At 38.4% G+C, this 242-nt stretch carries 1 protein-coding gene; it reads right to left on the bottom strand.

Translation table 11 applies throughout. The features are described 5' to 3' along the window. Window positions 1-242, bottom strand: a 242-nt coding sequence (locus SB689_RS24000) for an amino acid--tRNA ligase-related protein (RefSeq protein ID WP_410694529.1), incomplete at both ends; no start/stop codon positions are given.

Below are 242 nucleotides of genomic sequence, written 5' to 3'. Positions count from 1 at the left end.
AAGCTTTATCCCATTTTTTACCGGATAGCTGGCTTCTTTCTTTTACTTCAGCTAAAGACATTGCTTCTTCCTGAGAATTAAGGATTTCAAGGATTACTTTTTCATCCTCTCCTAACTCAATTTGAGGAACCGCTTTTTCAGGTCTCATCTGAGGGAAGAATAATACTTCCTGGATAGATGCATTGTTCGTTAAGAACATAATCAGTCTATCCATACCAATCCCTAATCCTGATGTTGGAGGC

The organism is Chryseobacterium sp. SIMBA_038, assembly GCF_046535115.1.
GTDB lineage: Bacteria > Bacteroidota > Bacteroidia > Flavobacteriales > Weeksellaceae > Chryseobacterium.
The sequence above is the reverse complement of the archived record's forward strand: the minus strand, read 5'-3'. Positions and strand labels throughout refer to the sequence as shown.